This window comes from Ralstonia sp. 25mfcol4.1, from assembly GCF_900104095.1.
In the GTDB taxonomy this organism is placed as follows: domain Bacteria; phylum Pseudomonadota; class Gammaproteobacteria; order Burkholderiales; family Burkholderiaceae; genus Cupriavidus.
Genome location: NZ_FNJO01000004.1, coordinates 333,587 through 352,872 on the forward strand (window position 1 = coordinate 333,587; position 19,286 = coordinate 352,872).

At 67.1% G+C, this 19,286-nt stretch carries 17 protein-coding genes; 8 read left to right on the plus strand and 9 right to left on the minus strand.

The annotated features are described in order from the left end of the window. Positions 1-9 precede the first annotated feature (9 nt). A complete protein-coding gene (locus BLQ58_RS10055; protein ID WP_029050971.1) occupies positions 10-567 on the minus strand; it encodes a ferritin-like domain-containing protein in 558 nt (185 codons plus the stop codon). Between the two features lie 444 nt (positions 568-1,011). On the opposite strand from BLQ58_RS10055, the gene BLQ58_RS10060 reads away from it, so the two are divergent. Then, complete coding sequence (locus BLQ58_RS10060; protein WP_049815857.1) at positions 1,012-1,959, plus strand: MBL fold metallo-hydrolase; 948 nt, start codon at positions 1,012-1,014, stop codon at positions 1,957-1,959. Positions 1,960-2,031: 72 nt separating this feature from the next. Beyond that, entirely contained in the window at positions 2,032-2,943 is a 912-nt protein-coding gene (locus BLQ58_RS10065) for a bestrophin family protein (RefSeq protein WP_029050969.1), read from the plus strand. A 68-nt stretch (positions 2,944-3,011) separates the two neighbouring features. Here the strand turns inward: BLQ58_RS10065 and BLQ58_RS10070 are convergent, their stop codons facing one another. Further along, entirely contained in the window at positions 3,012-3,644 is a 633-nt protein-coding gene (locus BLQ58_RS10070) for a Vgb family protein (RefSeq protein ID WP_049815852.1), read from the minus strand. Positions 3,645-3,713: 69 nt separating this feature from the next. After that, positions 3,714-4,934, minus strand: a complete 1,221-nt coding sequence (locus tag BLQ58_RS10075; RefSeq protein ID WP_092597222.1) for a helix-turn-helix domain-containing protein — start codon at positions 4,932-4,934, stop codon at positions 3,714-3,716. Positions 4,935-5,193: 259 nt separating this feature from the next. Here BLQ58_RS10075 and BLQ58_RS10080 point away from each other — a divergent pair, with 259 nt between their 5' ends. Continuing rightward, positions 5,194-6,087 carry a DMT family transporter gene (locus BLQ58_RS10080; protein WP_029050968.1) on the plus strand — a complete coding sequence of 298 codons (894 nt, stop codon included), beginning with the start codon at positions 5,194-5,196 and terminating at the stop codon, positions 6,085-6,087. Positions 6,088-6,168: 81 nt separating this feature from the next. Here the strand turns inward: BLQ58_RS10080 and BLQ58_RS28770 are convergent, their stop codons facing one another. Continuing rightward, positions 6,169-6,405: a hypothetical protein gene (locus BLQ58_RS28770; protein WP_139186086.1), complete on the minus strand. Its 237-nt coding sequence runs from the start codon at positions 6,403-6,405 to the stop codon at positions 6,169-6,171. A gap of 360 nt (positions 6,406-6,765) precedes the next feature. Between BLQ58_RS28770 and BLQ58_RS10085 the strand changes: the two genes are divergently transcribed. After that, on the plus strand, positions 6,766-7,002 hold the full coding sequence (locus tag BLQ58_RS10085; RefSeq protein ID WP_029050967.1) for a DUF3079 domain-containing protein: 237 nt from the start codon (positions 6,766-6,768) through the stop codon (positions 7,000-7,002). Between the two features lie 26 nt (positions 7,003-7,028). On the opposite strand, the gene BLQ58_RS10090 is transcribed toward BLQ58_RS10085, so the two are convergent. The 4 genes from BLQ58_RS10090 to BLQ58_RS10105 all read right to left on the minus strand — a co-directional run bounded on the left by BLQ58_RS10090 (position 7,029) and on the right by BLQ58_RS10105 (position 11,145). Beyond that, the gene (locus BLQ58_RS10090; RefSeq protein ID WP_029050966.1) at positions 7,029-8,225 is read right to left on the minus strand and encodes a M20 aminoacylase family protein; all 1,197 of its coding nucleotides are present in this window, start codon (positions 8,223-8,225) and stop codon (positions 7,029-7,031) included. Between the two features lie 7 nt (positions 8,226-8,232). After that, complete coding sequence (locus tag BLQ58_RS10095; RefSeq protein WP_029050965.1) at positions 8,233-9,555, minus strand: MFS transporter; 1,323 nt, start codon at positions 9,553-9,555, stop codon at positions 8,233-8,235. A gap of 155 nt (positions 9,556-9,710) precedes the next feature. Then, positions 9,711-10,616, minus strand: a complete 906-nt coding sequence (locus BLQ58_RS10100) for a LysR substrate-binding domain-containing protein (protein WP_029050964.1) — start codon at positions 10,614-10,616, stop codon at positions 9,711-9,713. A gap of 178 nt (positions 10,617-10,794) precedes the next feature. Beyond that, positions 10,795-11,145: a hypothetical protein gene (locus BLQ58_RS10105; RefSeq protein ID WP_029050963.1), complete on the minus strand. Its 351-nt coding sequence runs from the start codon at positions 11,143-11,145 to the stop codon at positions 10,795-10,797. Positions 11,146-11,480: 335 nt separating this feature from the next. On the opposite strand from BLQ58_RS10105, the gene BLQ58_RS10110 reads away from it, so the two are divergent. Next, entirely contained in the window at positions 11,481-12,407 is a 927-nt protein-coding gene (locus BLQ58_RS10110) for a metal-dependent hydrolase (RefSeq protein WP_049815850.1), read from the plus strand. Positions 12,408-12,520: 113 nt separating this feature from the next. Here BLQ58_RS10110 and BLQ58_RS10115 read toward each other — a convergent pair whose 3' ends face one another. Further along, entirely contained in the window at positions 12,521-14,131 is a 1,611-nt protein-coding gene (locus BLQ58_RS10115) for an Ig-like domain-containing protein (protein ID WP_029050961.1), read from the minus strand. Between the two features lie 437 nt (positions 14,132-14,568). Here BLQ58_RS10115 and fdnG point away from each other — a divergent pair, with 437 nt between their 5' ends. Genes fdnG through BLQ58_RS10135 form a run of 3 tightly spaced genes read left to right on the plus strand, consistent with a single transcriptional unit; the run spans position 14,569 to position 19,252 of the window. Then, positions 14,569-17,637 (plus strand): formate dehydrogenase-N subunit alpha, encoded by a 3,069-nt coding sequence (gene fdnG, locus BLQ58_RS10125; RefSeq protein WP_139186087.1) that lies wholly within the window; start codon positions 14,569-14,571, stop codon positions 17,635-17,637. A gap of 9 nt (positions 17,638-17,646) precedes the next feature. Beyond that, on the plus strand, positions 17,647-18,621 hold the full coding sequence (gene fdxH / locus BLQ58_RS10130) for a formate dehydrogenase subunit beta (RefSeq protein WP_092597227.1): 975 nt from the start codon (positions 17,647-17,649) through the stop codon (positions 18,619-18,621). Next, positions 18,608-19,252: a formate dehydrogenase subunit gamma gene (locus tag BLQ58_RS10135; RefSeq protein ID WP_029050958.1), complete on the plus strand. Its 645-nt coding sequence runs from the start codon at positions 18,608-18,610 to the stop codon at positions 19,250-19,252. Before fdxH ends, BLQ58_RS10135 begins: the two co-directional genes overlap by 14 nt. The last annotated feature ends 34 nt before the right edge of the window (positions 19,253-19,286 follow it).

Sequence of the window (19,286 nt, forward strand, 5' to 3'; positions counted from 1 at the left end):
GGCCAGTGCCTAGTGTTTGCTCTCGTCTTCGGGATGCGACGACAGCAGGTCAAGCATCTCGTCCGCGTGCTCTTCCTCGACGGCCAGGATGCTCTCCATCAGCCGGCGCGAAGTGGGGTCTTTCTGGCCGATGTACTGCACGATCTCGCGATAGGTGTCGATGGCAATCCGTTCGGCCACCAGGTTTTCCTTGATCATGTCGGTCAGCGACGTGCCTTCCACATATTCGGCGTGGCTGCGCGACGCCAGCCCGTCGGGTGACAGGTCGGGCTCGCCGCCCAGCTGGACGATCCGCTCGGCGATCTGGTCGGCATGACCCTGCTCTTCGTTGGAGTGGGCCAGGAATTCTTCAGCCACACTCTTCGAGTTCGGCCCCTTGGCCATGAAGTAGTGGCGGCGATAACGCAGGGTGCACACGATCTCCGTGGCCAGCGCCTCGTTCAGCAGCTTGATCACGGTGTCGCGTTCCGCATCGTACCCAGCGGTCACCGCGCCGTCGTCGATGTGTTGGCGGGCACGCTCGCGAATGGTCTTGATGTCCGTCAGGAACGGTTGCTTGTCAGACATGGGGGGACTCCTTCGTCATCGTTCGAATGGTCCCGCGCCCCGCTGCATGCGGGGGCGGCTTTTATCGCTGCAGGCAAAAACGGTGCCATTCCGCCAGCCCCGATATTGCTGGGGCCATCCACCTGCCGCCCGTGTGCTTTTTACAAAGTCGGCGCATCGGACCTTGCAATACAACGCGGCCGCCCCCGCCCGCACATCCGCCAACAGTCTTACCCCGACTGCCCAAAGGCCCAACTTGCGGGTGCCGGGAGATCCGCGTAGTGTGACGATTTGCGTACATCTGTGACGAATTGCAGATGTCGACCCTCGTTCACTCGGAGAACTACGATGGAACCGCGCCGCCTGCCCCGCGCTCGCATGTCCCCTTCCCCACTGTCTGCGCGGCTGTCGCCGTTGCTGTCCCGCCTGTCGGCTGCCGCTACCGCCACTGCCGTGGCCGCCGTGATGGCCACCGCGCTGCCGCTGGCGGCCACCGACGCCCATGCCGCCCCGCCCGCCCAACAGAAGACGCAGGTACCGGGCTACTACCGCATGATGGTGGGCCAGCTTGAAGTCACCGCGCTTTACGACGGCTATATCGATCTGGACCCCAAGATGCTGAAGTACACCAGCGCGCGTGAGGTACAGAGCCTGCTCGCGCGCATGTTCGTGGCCTCCACGCCGGGCATGCAGACGGCGGTCAATGCCTATCTGGTCAACACGGGCACGCACCTTGTGCTGGTGGATACCGGCGCGGCCGCCTGCTTCGGCCCGACGCTGGGCGGCATCCTGCAGAACCTGCGTGCATCCGGCTACACCCCGGAACAGGTGGATACGGTGCTGCTGACCCACCTGCACGGCGACCACGCCTGCGGCCTGACCGCCGACGGCAAGCCGGTGTTCCCGAACGCCACGGTCTACGCCGACAAGGCCGATGCCGATTACTGGCTCAGCGAATCGGCGGCGGCCAGCGCCCCGGAAGGCGCCAGGCCGCTGTTCGGCATGGCGCGGGATGCCGTGGCGCCGTACCAGGCCGCCAACCATTTCCGCACCTTCAACGCCACCGCCGGCGAAGAACCGATCCCGGGCGTCCGGGCCGTGCCCACGCGCGGCCACACGCCGGGCCATACCGGCTACCTGTTCGCGTCGGGCAAGGAAAACCTGCTGCTGTGGGGCGACATCGTCCACAGCCACGCCACGCAGTTCCGCCGCCCGAACATCGCCATCGAGTTCGACGTGGACAGCCACCAGGCCGTGCTGACGCGCCAGCGCGTGCTGGCCGATGCGGCAAAGGGCAAGCTGTGGGTGGGCGGCGCGCACCTGCCGTTCCCGGGGCTGGGGCACGTGCGGCGCGACCAGGTGGGCTACACCTGGGTACCGGTGGAATTCGGGCCGATCCGCAGCGATCGCTGATCGCCCCGCCCCTCTGTCGGCCGGCGCGCCGGCGTGCGAACATGGCATCTTTGCCCCGATGTCCGCACGCCGATGATTACCCGCCCGCCGCTCCACTGGTTCAAGATGCTGTTCGTGCTGCGGGGGTCGGTCCTGCCCAGGATTGCCCCGCAGCTCGTCACGATCACGCTGTTCGCGGCGGTCATCACGTTCTTTCACGGGCGGATCGGCGAATGGAAGGTGTCGCTGAACTTCGTGCCGTTCTCGCTGATCGGCCTGACGCTGGCCATCTTCCTGGGTTTTCGCAACAGCACCAGCTACGCGCGCTTCTGGGAAGGCCGTACACTCTGGGGCAGCGTGCTCAACGAATCGCGATCCCTGACCCGCCAGGCGCTGACGCTGGTGGCCGACCAGCACGACGCGCGGCGGCTGGCCTATCGGCTCTGCGCGTTCGTGCACGCGTTGCGCCACCAGTTGCGCGGCACCGACGCATGGCCCGACGTGGCCCCGTTCCTCGATGAAGCCGATGCCGCCCGGCTGAAGGCGGCGCGGTTCAAGCCGGCGATCGCGCTGCTGATGGCTGGCGAATGGGTCGGCGAGCGGCTTCGGGCGGGCCAGCTGGCGCCGGCGCTGGCCCAGCCGATGGAGATGTCGCTGAACCAGCTCAGCACCGCGCTGGGCGGATGCGAACGGCTGGCCGGCACGCCGATTCCGTTCACGTACTCGGTCATCATCCACCGCTGCATCTATCTCTATTGCGTGCTGCTGCCGTTCGGGCTGCTCGACTCGATCGGCCTGATGACGCCGGTCATCGTCTGCTTCATCGCCTACACCTTCTTCGCGCTCGAAGCCTTGAGCGCCGAGATCGAGGAGCCGTTCGGCGAGGAACCCAACGACCTGGCCCTGACGGCCATGTCCTGCATGATCGAGTCCACGGTGCTGGAGATGATTGGCGAGCCACCGAAAAGCGTCGCACCGTCGCCGCACGACTTCATCCAGGTCTGACGCCCGGGGGTCCCTGATCCCGGCCTGCTCCCTCTCCCGCGTGGCGCGGGAGGGAAGAAAAACCCGCCTTACCTCGGCCGCTTCACCGCCCGCACCTTGCCGCTGTTGCCGCCACCGCAGTAGAAACGGTCGGCGCCGTCCGACTCCAGGCCCGACACCGCCACGCCGGCCGGCATTTCCACCGCTTCGAGCACCTTCCCCGATTGGGGATCGATATGGCGCAGTTCGCTCTGGTCGTTCTCCCAGGTGCCGTGCCAGAGCTGGCCATCGACCCACGTGACGCCCGTGACGAAGCGGCTCGATTCGATGGTGCGTCGGATCGCGCCGGTTCCGGGATCGATCTCGTGGATCCTGCGGTCGCGATACTGGCCCACCCAGAGCGACCCTTCGGCCCAGGCCAGGCCCGAATCATTCCCGTTGCCCGGCGCGGGGATCGTGGCCACCACCGCCCCGGTCTGCGGGTCGATCTTCTGGATGCGCCGCTCCGCGATCTGGAACAGGTACCGACCATCGAACGCGGTCCCGGCATGCGCGGGCACGCTGATCGCGTGGTCGGTCTTGCCACTGGCGGGGTCCAGGGCCAGCAGCCTGTCGCCCACGGCGAACCAGACCTGCTTGCCGTCGTACGTCAGGCCGTGGACATGATCGACACCCGGGAAGGGGCCGTACTCCTGGACAATCTCTGCGGCAATACGCTTCATGATGGTTTCCTTTCGACGTTTGCAGCCGGCGCGTGGCTGCGTGGCTGCGTGGTGGATCTGGAAACCATGCTACGCGCCGGGCAGCGGCGGCGGGAGTAACAAGGCCGTCGCGAATCCGGCCTTCGGCGGCGTCATCCAGCGGCGCGCACGGCCGCCGCCCACCGGCTGGACCTTGCCCGCCCCCGCCAACGCATCGAGCGCCCGCTGCACCGTGCGCTGGCTGGTGCCCAGTGCCAGCGCCAGCGCCGAACTCGACCACGATTCGCCATCGGCCAGACACGCCAGCACCGCCGCGTGGGCTTGCTCGACGGGATGCGTCATCACCACGATCTCGACCCCGGCCGGCGGCAGCAGCGCAAAGCCCCGCGGCGTGGCGTGGATGCGCGCCAGCTCGCCCAGCGCCTTGCGCAGCCTCCCGATTTCCACACGCAGGCGCGCGCGGTGCGTGTCGTCGGGGTGTCGCATGCGGAAGGCCGTGGCGATCAGCGCGTCGCGCGGCACGTCGCCGGGCCATGCCTGCGCCAACGCGCGGGCCAGCGCAAACAGCACCGGCCGCCGCGCCAGCGGCACGATCGTGTCGCGCTGCCGCACGGCCATGCGGCAGGCATCGACGATCAGGGCCCCGGACGCGAACCAGGCCTCGACGGCGTCCAGCCGCAGCGGCTGCTCCGCGCCCCGCGCCAGCAGACGGGCCACCGGCGCGCGCAGCGTGTCCAGTGCGCCATCGACTTCCGCCATCAACGCGGGAATGCCGGCCTGCCGCGCCGCGATGCCGGCACGCTGCAAGGCATCGCGTGCCGGCGAAAACGACACGCGACGCATGGCGATGCCGGCCGCCACCAGTTCATGCGCGGCGCGCAATGCGGGCGGCAACGGGGCGGGATCGACCGTGGCAATGGTCTGCTCGGCATCGTCGAGCTGGCCGGTAAGCAGGTGATGCCGCGCGATCAGGTAGCGCGCGTGCGCGGCGTTGAGCGTGTCGCCATGGGTGTCGAGCACTTGCCAGGCCGCGTCCAGCGCCCTGGCGGGCCAGCCAAGGTCGCGCGAGACCAGCGCGATCTCGGCTTCGGCCACGGTGCAGCGGGCACGCGCGATGCTTTCCCTGGGGCCAAAGGCGCGCGCCGCGCCGCGCAACAGCGCACGGGCACGCGTGAAATCGCCCAGTTGCGACATGGCAATGCCGCGCAGGGCCAGCGCGGGGGCATCATCGCGCAGGGCGATGCGGTTCAGCGCGCCGAGCGGGTCGCCGGCCGCCAGCGCGCGCGCAGCCGCCGTGATCAGTGAGTCCATGGAAATCCCGCCACCTGTTACGCCCCATGCCGGGAGCCGGCGCCTAATCTAGCACACGACCCTCGCCGATGATGGGCACCCGGCGACGACAACGCCGCCGCCCGGATCGACCGTGCACATTGCCGCGACATGGCGAATACATGACGAATAAGCGGCCGTGGCGCGCGAGCGCGTCCCCGGCACTGCGGCCATGCAGCAGGAGATCCGATGTTATCGTTGCGCCTGATCCCGCCATGGCCGCCGTCCGGGCCCCTCGTCCATGCCAGAACGCACGTTGCAGGCGCCGGCCACCCCGCTCTGGCTGCGCCTGGCCCCCGCCCTGTTCCTGCTGCTGTGGTCCTGCGGCTTCGTCTTTCTGAAGCTGGGCCTGCAGTATGCCGATCCGCTGACATTCCTGGCGCTGCGCTACGCCTGCGTGGTGGCGCTGCTGATCGGCCCCTGCCTGTGGCTGCGCCCGCCGATGCCGCGCGGCGCGGCGCCGTGGCTGCATCTGGCGATGATCGGCCTGCTGATCCAGGCCGGGTATTTTGCGTGTACCTACCTGAGTCTCAAGCTTGGCATGTCGGCGGGCGCGGTGGCGCTGGTCACGTCGCAACAGCCGATCCTGATCGGGCTGCTGGCGCCGGCCATCGCCGGCGAGCGCGTGGACCGCGTGCGGTGGGCAGGGCTGGCGCTCGGGGTGGCCGGTGCCGTGATGGTCATCACGGCCAAGTCCTCGGTGCAGATGACGTCGCCGCTGGGGCTCGCCTTCGCCGTGCTGGCGCTGCTGGCAATGACCAGCGGCACACTATGGGAAAAGCGCTTTGGCGCGCCGGTGCACCCGGTACTGGCCAACACGGTGCAGTACACGGTGGCGCTGCTGGTCACCGCCCCGCTGGCCTGGTGGCTGGAGCCGATGCACGTGCAATGGACGCCGGGCCTGTTCGGATCGCTGGCGTACCTGGTCATCGGCAACTCGCTGGTGGCGATCTCGCTGCTGCTGGCGATGATCCGGCATGGCGAGGCGTCGCGCGTGTCGGCGTTGTTCTTCCTGGTCCCGCCGGCCACGGCGGTCATCGCGTTCGTCCTGCTTGGCGAATCGCTGCCGCCGATGGCCTGGCCCGGCATGGCCATCGCAGCGGCGGGGCTGTACCTGGTCATGCGCCGCCGCTAGGCCGGCGGCTCAGTAGTGCCCACGAAAAAGCGGGCCCCGCGGGGCCCGCCGTGTGCTGCCGGTGCGCCAACCGGTTCGGGCTCAGCGCGAAGAGCTGCCCGAAGTGGCGCCGCTGCCGCTGGTGCTACCGCTCGTGCTGCCGCTGGGGGCCGAGCCATAGCCGCCGCCTCCGTAATGGCCGCTGCGCGAATCCGTCGGGGTCACGGCGCCGGAGCCCGCCACCGAGCCGGAGCCTGTACCACTGCCGGCGGCGGTACAGCCGCCGAGCATCGCCATTACCAAGGCCAGTGCTGCTGCCGTCGTTGTTGTCTTCCGCATGGTTTCCTCCATCGAACCGTTAGTCACCCCCCCAGCCCGGGCGGAAGCACAAGGGGACTCCCCCGTCTGTCACGCAAGCGCCGTTCCAGTGTCCGGAAGCGCAGGCCGGCAGACATTTCGTAATCCTGCGCTCAGGCAAGGCACGGCCGGATGGCAGCGGCTACTCACGGTTGTAAGCATTGCCCGCGCGGGCGCAGCGCATGGGTTGCTTACTTCAAAGGCGTGACACGTGATTCCACGTCGTGGATTAGCGTTTGATTCAACGCAAAGCGAATAGCAATATGGCCAAATCCGCGTGATGAACGGACTACTATCGATGGCGTCGGCGTGCCCTTTGCCCCGCACGCCCGCGCATTCGCCATGGCCAAGAAATTTCCGATTCATCCGAAACATCCCGAGCGCATCTGCTGGGGCTGCGACAAGTACTGTCCGGTCGATGCCATGGGCTGCGGCAATGGGTCGAGCCGTACACAGCATCCGATGGAACTGCTGGGCGACGACTGGTACGAACACGGCGACTGGGGCATCGACGTCGGGGATGCGCCATCACCATCGGCTGTCCCCGCCCTGCCGAAGTTTCGACCTGAGGCCGCCTGACTGCGGCAGGCCCCAGTCGGCGCGGCTCAGTCCGGGCGCTTCAGATACCCCTCCGCCAGCGCCACCCAGCATGCCGCCCCCAGCGGAATGAGCGCGTCGTTGAAGTCGTAGCCGTCGTTGTGGACCGAGCAGCCCACCCACTGGCCCGTGCCATTGCCCAGCACGAAGTAGCAGCCGGGCACCTTTTCCAGCATCCACGCGAAGTCTTCGCTGCCCATCTGCGTCGATGGCGGCACCTGAATCACCTTGTCGTCGCCCAGCACGCTGGCCACTGCCGCCCGCGCGATGGCGCTTTCCGCCACCGTGTTGCAGATGGCAGGCACCAGATGCCGGTAGTCGATCTCGGCCGTCACGCCACACGACGCGGCCTGGTGCGTCACCACTTCGCGGATGCGGTCTTCCAGCAGCGTGCGCACCTCCGGCCTGGTCGCGCGCACGCTGAGCTGGAGCGTGGCGGTCTCCGGGATGATGTTGTACGACGTGCCCGCCTGGATCTGGCCGACGCTGATCACGGCGGCGTCCACCGGCGCCACGTTGCGCGCCACGATGCCCTGCAGCGCCACCACCGTCTGCGCCAGCGCCAGCGTGGGGTCGGCCGCACGGTGCGGAATCGCGCCGTGGCCGCCCTTGCCGCGGAACGTCACGGTCACGCGATCGGACGATCCGCCCTGCGGGCCGGGTTGCACCACGGCCATGCCCACCGGCAGGCCGGGCGCGTTGTGGTACGCGTAGATCGCATCGCACGGAAAGCGCTCGAACAGGCCGTCTTCCATCATCGCCAGCGCGCCGGTCATGCCTTCCTCGTCGGGCTGGAAGATCAGGTTCAGCGTGCCGTCGAAGTGCCGCGTGGCGGCCAGGTATTCGGCGGCGGCCAGCAGCGTGGCCGTGTGTCCGTCGTGGCCGCACGCGTGCATGCGGCCCGGCACCTGGCTCTGGTACGGCAGGCCAGTGCGCTCGTGCAGCGACAGCGCGTCCATGTCGGCACGAATGCCGATGCGGCGCGGACCGTCGCCCACCCTGAGTTGCGCGACGATGCCATGGCCACCCACGCCGGTGTGCACGTCATAGCCCCACTCGCGCAACAGCCCCGCCACGATGCCGGCGGTGCGTGGCACTTCGGCACCGAGTTCGGGGTGGGCATGGATGCCGTGGCGCAGTTCGGCAAAGCGTTCGGCCGATGCGGCCAGTGCCGCGCGCGCGGCGTTTGGAAGATTGGTCGTCATATGAAGGTCACTCGCGGCCGGGGTGGCTGGGAAACAGCAGCAGTGCGGTAAAGCTGATGGCCGCTGCGCAGAACAGGTAGCCGGCCGGCGCCATGGGGCTGCCGGTGGCGGCGATCAGCCAGGTGACGATCAGCGGCGCAAACCCGCCGAACACGGTCACGCCCACGCTGTACATGATCGACATGCCGGTGGCACGGTGATGGCGCGGCAGGGCCTCCATCATCATCGCGGCGCCTGCGCCGCTGCCCACCGAGCCGATGGTGACCGACAGCGCGATGCAGCACAGCGTCAGCGGCAGGCCCGGCCCCGACGACAGCAGCGCGAAGTTGGGCAGCATCACGCAGAGCGCCACGATGCTGTTGGCGATCAGCAGCGGCTTGCGGCGCGGCAGCCGGTCGGCCAGGCGGCCGAACACCGGCGCCATCACCAGCATCGTCAGCCCGGCCACGCAGGCAGCCAGGAACGCCGTTACCTGCGGCATATGCACGGTGTTGACCAGGTACGTCGGCATGTAGAACACCATGATGTACATCGACGACGTGCTGCTGGTGGTCAGGAACACCCCCAGCAACAGTGTGCGGCCATGCTCGCGCAGCACGGCGCGCAGGCTGGCGTGGGCGCGGCTTTCGGTGTGGGTTTCTTCCAGATGGCGGCGGATGTAGATGCCGACCGGCGCAATCAGCAGACCTATCACGAACGGCACGCGCCAGCCCCACGACTGCAGCGCCTCGGGGCTCAGCGTGGCCGACACCGCCGCGCCGGTAAGCGCCCCCAGCAGCGCGGCCGCGCCCTGCGTGGCGGCCTGCCAGCTCACCAGGAAGCAGCGGCGCCCCTGGGCGGCCGATTCCATCAGCAGCGCCGACGCCGCACCCACTTCGCCGCCGGCGGACAGCCCCTGCAGCAGCCGGCCCAGCACCACCAGCACGGTGGCGGCCACGCCGATGGTGGCGTACGACGGGGTAAAGGCGATCAGCGCGGTGCCCGCCGTCATCAAGCCGATGGTCAGCGTCAGCGCGGCCTTGCGCCCGCGCCGGTCCGCCATGCTGCCGATCAGCACGGCGCCCAGCGGACGCATCACAAAGCCCGCGCCGAACGTGGCGAACGACAGCAGCAGCGACGCCAGGGGACTGCTGGCCGGGAAGAACAGCCGGCCGATGGTGGCGGCAAAGAAGCTGTAGACCGTGAAATCGTAGATTTCGAGGCCGTTGCCGATGGCGGCGGCTATCACGGCCCGGTGGCGGGCGGGGCTGCGGGCAGCAGGGGCACTGCCTGCGGGCAGGACAATGTCCGCTGCGGCATCGCTGCGCAGCGGCATACTGGCTTCGTTCATGAGGCTCCTCGTGGTGATGCGTCCGGAGCGGTCATCGATCTGCCGCCCTTTTTATTCTGGGTTGTGCTGTCCGGACGATCTTAGGAGGGGCCTACCCGCAAAGCACGCCGCTTTTTTTCATGGGTATAAGCGTTGGTAATCACCGGCCCGGGCGCTCAGGTGCCGGGAAAGTCCTCGCGCAGCGCGGCCAGCAGCGCGTCGTGCAGGCGCGACGCGGCCAGTGTCAGCGTGTGGCGGTCACGCGTGACCAGCGAGATGGTGCGGTCCGGCATCGGCTCGGCGATCTCGATGAAATCCATGGTCTGCACCAGGAATCGACTGCGGCGCGACTCTTCGGAAAGCAGCAGCAACGCATCGCCAAGGCGGCTCATCTCCAGCGCCAGGGTCATCGAGTTGCACTCGACCACGCGCGCGGGAAGTTCCAGCCCGTTGACGGCAAACAGCTGGTGGAAAGGGGTGTGGGGATCGGAAAGCGGGTCCAGCACCATCCAGTCGGCCGCGACCAGTTGACCAAGCGACGTCGCGCCGCGCAGCGGATGGCCCCTGCGGCCAGCGATCAGCGTGGGCACGCGGCACGCCTGCGTGCAATCGAGCGCGCGGTCCACGGGCAGCGATTGCGAGGTCAGCGCAAAGTCCAGCGTGCCTTCGCGCACCTGCTCCAGAAGCTGGGCGGGCCGCATTTCGAGAATGCGCAGCCGGGCATGCGGGAAATCGGCACGGAAGGCAGTCAGGCAGGCACCCACGGACCGCAGCAACGCGCTGACGGGCGTGACGCCGATCACGATGTCGCTGACCACCGTGCCCTTCATGTCTTCGAGGTCCTGGCGCGCGCGGCGCACGTTCTCGCTGATCAGCCGCGCATGGGCGACCAGCCGCTGGCCATGGGGCGTCAGTTGCACACCCTTGCTGGTGCGCACGAACAGCGTGGCGCCGACGCTGGTTTCCAGTTCCTTGATGGCCTTGCTCAACGCCGGCTGGGTGACATGCAGCAGGCGCGAGGCCTCCTGGATGCTGCCGGTTTCGGAGACGGCGGCCAGCGCGCGCAGCTGATGGAGCTTCATGGGGGCTTTCCGGGGGACACGCCGCGCGGCTGGCGGCGGAAAGCGGCCATTCTAGGCCGCCCGCCAGATCTCCCTCAATACGGGGACGCCCGCCCGTGGTCAGGCATGGGCCGGCGTCGAACCGGCCCGCGCCGCCCCGTGCCGCCCCGTGCCGCCCGTACTGCCTGTACTGCCTGCCTCAATACCCGTAGTACTGCTGCGGCGGGGCGTACTGCACCGGCGCCGGACGGCCGCACGGCACGTAGCCGCCCTGGTAGTTGCTATAGCAGTAGCCCGGCGGCACGGCCGGCGCGGCATAGGCCACCGGCTGCGGCGGCGCGTAGACCGGCGCCGGCGCGGCGTAGGCGGGCTGGCTGCTGGCCACCAGCGCGCCCAGGGCCAGGCCCGCCACGGCCGCCACGGCAATGGCGGCTCCTGCCGAAGATCCGCCACCGCCACGGTGATAGCGGTCGTGGGCCGAGGCGGTCCCGGCGACCAGCATGGCGGCACTCAGGACAGCGATACCGGTGTAACGAATCGACTTGCGCATCTTTTGCTCCTTCAGTCGGGCCAACCTTGGCCCTCTCTACGGCATGCATGATGGACGCCCGATGATTACAGTGGGTTACGCCGTCGTGAGCAGATGTAAGCGCGGGGCGACATCGCTGCCCGCCGGACGGCCTGCCGGCGCGTGCGGATCGCCGTTTCTTGAATTTGGCGTTACAACTTCGCGTGGCTGCCGGCCCGGCCTGGGTGGGAAACGCCGGTTGACAGCGTATCGGCGCATGGAAATACTCGACCTCGCAACGCCTCAGTGCCTGCGCGAATACCCCCTGAAGCGGTGCGGTTTTGGCAATGTCGAGACAACTTCAACCAGGGACGACCATGATCACACGCCGCCTTCCGGGGCTTTCGCGCCTGCAATCCTGTGCGCCACGCCTGCTTCTGGCCAGCGCCATCGGGCTGCTGGGCGCCTGCGCCGCCAGCGTTTCGAATCCACCCGTGCCGGCACAGCCGGCCGCCCCGGCCGCCGCCACCGTCGCGGCGCCAGTGGCCGCGGGCAAGACCGAAGTGCTCTGGCTTGGCCAGGCCGCCATGCGCATCTCCACGCCGGGCGGCAAGGTCATCGTCGTGGACCCATGGCTGACCGGCAATCCGAAGACGCCCGCCGCCTACAAGCAGTTGTCCGCGCTGGGCAAGGTCGACCTGATCCTGGTCACGCACGCGCATGGCGACCACCTGGGCGATGCCGTCGCGCTGGCAAAGCTCAACAACGCACCGCTGTGGAATGCCGGCGGCCTGAGCCAGCAGCTGATTACGCTCGGACAGCTGCCAGCCACCCAGGCCATGCGCTTCGGCAAAGGGGGCACCATCGCGCCGCTGGGCGACAACGGTCCGAAAATCACGGCCGTCCACGCCGAGCATTCGTCGGAACTGGTCTGGAAGAACCCCGCCACCGGCAAGGACGAAACCCATTACGGCGGCGAGCCCGTGGGCTACATCATCGAGATGGAAAACGGCTTCAAGATCTGGCACATGGGCGATACCGGCCTCTACGGCGACATGATGATGGTGGCCGACCGCTACAAGCCCGACCTGGTGCTGATCCCGATCGGCGGCCACTTCACGATGGGCCCGCAGGACGCCGCCATCGCGCTGCGCGACTTCATCAAGCCCAGGTACGCGATCCCCATGCACTACGGCACCAGCCCGATGCTGCGCGGGACGCCCGCCGAACTGAAGACGGCGCTCGGTACATCGGCCACCACGGCGGTGATCGTGCCGGAACCGGGTCAGAAGGTGGATTTTTGAGCGCGCCGCGCCCCGCGCCCCGCGGTCAGTCGGCACACCAGACGAAAAAACCCGCCGAGGCGGGTTTTTTCTTATGTCGATCTGGCGGGCGGTCCGAGGCTGCCCGATCGTCGTTACTGCGGACGGTTCACCGAGATATCGTAGAACAGCGAGCTATTGTCGAGGCTGATCAGCGCACCCACACCGGTTGAGCCAAGCGTCATCGCGATGCCCCTGCGGGACGATGCATCGCCCGCGCGATAGCGCAAGCCACTGATCGGCGAATTCTGCACCCATGTGTCGACGCGGCCATCGCCGCGCAGACGCGTATAGGCGCTAGTCATCGCATTCACGCTCGTGATCGTGGTCGATGCCTCGGCCATCTCGGAGCTCAGGTTCGGGTACACCGTCACGTCCCAGTACGAATTGGTGTCACCAACCGTTGGCAACAGACGCACCACCTGCTTGGTGGCGATGATCAGGCCATTCGCCGAAGACACCACGGCAACCACGGTGCCTTCAGTGTCCTTGAAGGCGGCCACGGCGGCAGTGCCGTTCGCGTCCGTCAGCGTGTAGTCGCCGTGCGCGGTCTGGGTCAGCACAGGCAGGTCGGACTGCGCCCAGGGCGAGCACGTCGTGCTCGTACCAGTGCAGTCGGCTCCCGCGATAAACTGTCCGGACGCGTTGATCGTGAACGTGCCGCGGGTCGGGTAGAACGGCTGACCAGGTGCGGCGCGCTCGAAGCCCACCGCGTTCCAGTCTCCCGCCAGCTCAGACATCGCCAGCTGCTGCGCCGGCACCATCAGCGCCGGCAGCTGCCACGAGGACAGATTGCGCATCAGCGCCAGGCCCGAACGCGACACCATCACGTCGTTCACGACACCATTGCCCGTAGCGATGTAGCGACAGGCCTCGCCCTGGTAGGGCATGAACGGCGACTTGGCCGTGACGTTGCCCTGGCTGTCGAGCGTGCTGAGCTGGGCCGTAGCCGTGTCATAGCGCACGCGGCGGAAGCCACCCTGGCCGGCCACGAAGAAATCGCCCGCCGTCTTCATGACGTTGCAGTTTTCAGTCCCGGGCTGCAGCTTGGCTGGAACGTTGTCGCCCCTGCCCACGGCGCTGGACAGGTCGCCCACCGAAGTGCGGGCGGCTGCCAAGCGGGCAGCCAGGATGTCCAGGAGCTGGTCGAGCGCATTACCAGTCTGGCCGCTCGTTGCAGCGACCAACGGATCCTTGATCGGGTTGGCGCCACCCAGGTCGACGCTGCCGCTGAGCAACTGCTTGACGAGGCCCAGGGCGGTTGCGAGGTTGGCCTCGGTCAGGCGCGCCTGGGAAGCCGCGCTGAACGTGGCGAACTGAGCGGTGCTGCCTTGGGCCAGCGCGGCCGTGATCAATTCGGTCAGCGGCGTGATGTTGGCCACGATATCGGGCGCATTGCCGGCTGGCACCAGGGAATGCAGCGGCGATCCGTCTGGCGCCACGGTCGACAGTACGCAGGGCCGGATGGCATCAGCAATGCTCACCTTGAAAGCACCGTCAGCGGCCGTGGTGGCAGTGCCCGCGCCCTGGGCGCACTTCACCGTCACCTTGGCGGCGGGCAGCGCAGCGCCTACTGCTACGGTACCGCTGATGTTCGCATTGATGGCCTGGGGCGTTGCAGTCGCCGGCGCGCTATCGCCCCCGCCACCCCCGCACGCCGTCAGCACGACAGCGGCCAGACCCGTCAAAAGAAGTCTCGATTTCATCCCTGTTGTCTCTTCTTGGTTGGTTTTCATGACACACGCCGGCGCTTCTGACCCTGGCTGCGTTGAGGTGGCGCGTGTGCTGCTTACAGCATATTCAACGGCATGCGACCCATCACCAGGCGGCGGGCAGTTTGTCCCAGCAGTTTTGTGCCGGATAACCCTCCTGAGGGGCATTGACAAATAACAGATTTGTAATCTTTGCCATACATGGCCGATACACGGGGTCGGCACTTTCGTGCCGGCCTTCGGGCCGGGCCAAACGCACGTTTGCTCCATGCCCGCCTTATCGGCACGCCCCGCCAAGTGGCGCGCCAGACGGCCTCCGTCGTCACAATTTCGCACCGCACATAGCGAAAACGCCACTATTGCCTATACTCGTCCTTGTCCTCGCGGAATATCCATGACCGGTCGTCGATCCGGTCCCAGGAGGTGTACCCATGGTTACGATGAACCGCCGACAGTTCCTGAAGTTCACGGGAGCGTCGCTGGCGGGGTCGAGTCTGGCGCTGATCGGGTTCACGCCCGACGTGGCGCTGGCGGAGGTGCGGGCGTACAAGCTGGCGCGCACCACCGAGACCCGCAATACATGTCCCTACTGCTCGGTGGCGTGTGGGCTGCTGATGTACAGCCTTGGCGACAACGCCAAGAACGCAAAGGCCAGCATCATCCATATCGAGGGCGACCCCGATCACCCGGTGAACCGCGGCACGCTGTGCCCCAAGGGGGCCGGACTGATCGACTTCATTCATAGTCCCAACCGCCTGCAATACCCCGAATACCGCGCGCCGGGCTCCGACAAGTGGCAGCGCATGACCTGGGACGACGCGCTGGACCGCATCGCCAGGCTCATGAAGCAGGACCGCGACGCCAACTTCATCGAGAAGAACGAGCAGGGCACCACGGTCAACCGCTGGCTAAGTACCGCGATGCTGGCGGCGTCCGCCAGCAGCAACGAGGTGGGCTACATCACGCACAAGACTGTCCGCAGTCTGGGCATGCTGGGATTCGACAACCAGGCACGTGTCTGACACGGCCCGACGGTGGCAGGTCTTGCCCCGACGTTTGGCCGTGGCGCGATGACGAACCATTGGGTCGACATCAAGAACGCGGACGTCATCCTGATCATGGGCGGCAATGCCGCCGAGGCACACCCGTGCGGATTCAAGTGGGTCACCGAGGCCAAGGCGCACAACAAGGCGCGGCTGATCGTGGTGGACCCGCGCTTCACGCGGTCGGCATCGGTGGCGGACTACTACGTGCAGATCCGCACCGGCACGGACATCGTGTTCCTGGGCGGCGTGATCCGCTGGCTGCTGGAAAACGACAAGATCCAGCACGAGTACGTGAAGAACTACACGGACATGTCGTTCATCGTCCGCGAGGACTACCAGTTCAAGGACGGCATCTTCTCGGGCTACGACGCCGAGAAGCGCCACTACCTCAAGGAGACCTGGGACTGGGAAACGGGCGACGACGGCTTCGTGAAGACCGACCCCACACTGGCCCATCCGCGCTGCGTCTACAACCTGCTGAAGGCCCACTACGCGCGCTATACGCCCGAGATGGTGGAACGCGTCTGCGGCACGCCGCAGGACAAGTTCCTGAAGGTCTGCGAGATGATGGCCTCGACGGCCACGCCCGACCGCGCCATGACGATCATGTACGCGCTGGGCTGGACGCAGCACTCGATCGGCTCCCAGATGATCCGCACCGGCGCCATGGTGCAGCTGCTGCTGGGCAATATCGGCATTGCCGGCGGCGGCATGAACGCGCTGCGCGGGCACTCGAACATCCAGGGCCTGACCGACCTGGGCCTGATGACCAACCTGCTGCCGGGCTACCTGACGCTGCCGTCGGACCCCGAGGCGGACTACGACAAGTACATCGAGGCCCGCTCGTTCAAGCCGCTGCGGCCCAACCAGCTCAGCTACTGGCAGAACTACGGCAAGTTCCACGTGAGCCTGATGAAGGCCTGGTGGGGGCCGGCCGCCACCAGGGACAACAACTGGGCATTCGACTACCTGCCCAAGCTCGACAAGCCGTACGACATGCTGCAGGTGTTCGAGATGATGAACGCCGGGCGCATCAACGGCTACATCCTGCAGGGCTTCAACCCGCTGGCGGCGGCGCCCAACAAGGCCAAGCTGCTGAAGGGCCTGAGCCAGCTCAAGTTCATGGTGGTGATGGACCCGCTGGCTACCGAGACCAGCGAATTCTGGCGAAATTACGGCGAATCGAACAACGTCGATTCGAAGTCGATCCAGACCGAGGTGTTCCGCCTGCCCACCACCTGCTTTGCCGAGGAAAACGGCGCGCTGGTCAATTCGTCGCGCTGGCTGCAATGGCACTGGCAGGGCGCCGATCCGCCGGGCGAGGCGCGCAGCGACATCGAGATCATGTCGGCGCTGTGGCTGCGCATTCGTGCGATGTACCAGAAGGAAGGCGGCAAGTATCCCGATCCGATCGTCAACCTGTGGTGGCCCTATGCGGTGCCGCACTCGCCCACGCCCGAGGAACTGGCCAAGGAATACTCCGGGAAGGCCCTGACCGACCTGGTGGACCCGAAGGACCCGACCAAGGTGGTGCGCAAGGCCGGCGAGCAGCTCAACAGCTTTGGCGAGCTGCAGGCCGACGGCAGCACCATGAGCGGCTGCTGGATCTACTGCGGGTCATGGACGCAGGCCGGCAACCAGATGGCCAAGCGCGACAACAGCGACCCCACCGGCATCGGCCAGAACCTGAACTGGTCGTGGGCCTGGCCGGCCAACCGCCGCGTGCTGTACAACCGCGCATCGTGCGACGTGAGCGGCAAGCCGTTCAACCCGGCGCGCAAGCTGATCGCCTGGAACGGCAAGAGCTGGACCGGCTTCGACACGCCCGACTTCAAGCTCGACGAAGACCCGGCCAACGGCATGGGCCCGTTCATCATGCAGGCCGAAGGCGTGGCGCGGTTCTTTGCGCGGCAGACCATGGTGGAGGGGCCGTTCCCCGAGCACTACGAACCGTTCGAGAACCCGCTGGGCTACAACCCGCTCAACGGCAAGGACTCCAAGGTCATCAGCAACCCGGCGGCGCGCGTGTTCAAGGACGACTGGGCGCAGTTCGGCAAGCCCGATGCCTACCCGGTCATCGCCACCACGTATCGCCTGACCGAGCACTTCCACTACTGGACCAAGCACGCGCGCATCAACGCCATCCTGCAGCCGGAACAGTTCGTGGAAATTGGCGAGGAGCTTGCGAAGCAGGTAGGCGTCAAGGCCGGCGACCGCGTCAAGGTGACGTCGATGCGCGGCTACATCCGCGCCGTGGCGCTGGTGACCAAGCGGATCAAGCCGTTCCGGATCGACGGCAAGACCGTGCACATGGTGGGCATACCGCTGCACTGGGGCTTCACCGGGCTGACCAAGCCGGGCTTCCTGGCCAACACGCTGACGCCGTTCGTGGGAGACGGCAACACCCAGACGCCCGAGTTCAAGTCGTTCATGGTCAAGGTCGAACGGGCATAGGAGACCGACATGGCACTACAGTCCCTGGATATCGTGCGCCGGTCGGCCACCACCACGCCGTCGCCCAGCGTGCGCGAGCCCGTGACGGGCAGTGTGGCCAAGCTGATCGACACCACCAAGTGCATCGGCTGCAAGGCCTGCCAGGCCGCGTGCATGGAGTGGAACGACCTGCGCGGCGATGTGGGCACCAACGTGGGCGTCTATGACAATCCGGCCGACCTGGACGAGCATACGTGGACGCTGATGCGGTTTTCCGAGTACGAAAACCCCAACGGCAACCTCGAATGGCTGATCCGCAAGGACGGCTGCATGCACTGCGAGGACCCTGGCTGCCTGAAGGCCTGCCCCGCACCGGGCGCCATCGTGCAGTACGCGAACGGCATCGTCGACTTCCACGAGGAAAACTGCATCGGCTGCGGCTATTGCATCACCGGCTGCCCGTTCAACATCCCGCGCATCTCCAAGCAGGACCACAAGGCCTACAAGTGCACGCTGTGCTCCGACCGCGTGGCCGTGGGCCAGGAGCCGGCCTGCGTGAAGACCTGCCCGACCGGCGCCATCGTGTTCGGCACCAAGACGGACATGATCCAGCATGCCGAGGAACGCATCGTCGACCTGAAATCGCGCGGCTTCGAGAAGGCCGGCCTGTACAACCCGGCCGGGGTGTCGGGCACCCACGTGATGTACGTGCTGCACCACGCCGACCAGCCGAGCCTGTACCACGGCCTGCCTGACGATCCGCATATCAGCCCGCTGGTGAGCCTGTGGAAGGGCCTGGCCAAGCCGCTGGCCGTGGCCGGCATGGCCATCGCGGCGCTGGCCGGCTTCTTCCACTACATCCGCGTGGGCCCGAACGAGACCGGCCCCGAGGACGAAGCGGCGGCCGAGGACGAGATCGTGCGCTGGGGCCGGGACAACCCCAGGCCGCGCGGCACGCCCGATGAAGTGGTGCCCCCCGAGGAGGTCCGCGATGAGAATCGATAAGCGCCGCGAGGCAACCATCCGCCGCTACACCGCCGGCGAACGCAGCAACCACTGGATCGTCGCGCTGACGTTCGTGCTGCTGGCGCTGTCCGGGCTGGCATTGTTCCATCCGTCGATGTTCTGGATGAGCGCGCTGTTCGGCGGCGGCACCTGGACGCGCATCCTTCACCCGTTCCTGGGCGTGGTGATGTTCCTGGCCTTCCTGATCCTGGCCGTGAAGTTCTGGCATCACAACCTGATGACATGGAGCGACCGCGAATGGCTGCGCCACGGACGCGATGTACTGACCAACCACGAGGAAAACCTGCCCGACGTGGGCCGCTACAACGCCGGCCAGAAGCTGCTGTTCTTCCTGATGGTGGGCTGCCTGGTGCTGTTGCTGCTGAGCGGCATCGTCATCTGGCGCACCTACTTCTCGGCGTTCTTCCCGATCTGGGCCCTGCGGGTGGCGTCGGTCGTGCATGCCGTTTGCGCCTTCGCGCTGATTTGCGGCATCATTGTCCACATCTATGCAGCCGTATGGGTCAAGGGTTCCGTGCAGGCCATGACGCGCGGAACGGTCACGCCCGGCTGGGCGTGGAAACATCATCGCACCTGGTTCCGGGAGAACTTCCGGCCGGGCGACAAATAGCGGGCCGGTGGCGTAGGCCGATACGCCAGACACG